This is a genomic window from Pseudonocardia sp. EV170527-09 (genome assembly GCF_008369905.1).
Classification (GTDB): Bacteria; Actinomycetota; Actinomycetes; order Mycobacteriales; family Pseudonocardiaceae; genus Pseudonocardia.
Window position 1 is genome coordinate 1 of sequence record NZ_VRMC01000490.1, and the last position, 266, is coordinate 266.

A 266-nucleotide genomic window follows, 5' to 3' on the forward strand; every position below is an offset into this window, starting at 1 on the left:
AGTATTAGGAGCAGAATTACAAATTGGAAATATGTTAAAAAATATAAAGTATTTAATTTCTGTAAATATATTAAGACTTATAGTAAACCCATTAATAACAATAGGAGTTGGAAAATTAATTGGTTTTCAAGGAATAGAATTAGTTGCTTTACTTTCAATGAGTGCTTGCCCAACTGCTGTTGCTTCATATACTATGGCAAAAGAGATGAAGGCTGATGGAGATTTAGCAGGAGAAATTGTTGCAACTACAAGTATACTTTCAATAT

1 protein-coding gene is annotated in these 266 nt (G+C 29.3%); it reads left to right on the top strand.

The annotated features are described in order from the left end of the window. Nucleotides 1-266, top strand: a 266-nt coding sequence (locus FVA95_RS29895) for an AEC family transporter (protein ID WP_193564459.1), incomplete at both ends; no start/stop codon positions are given.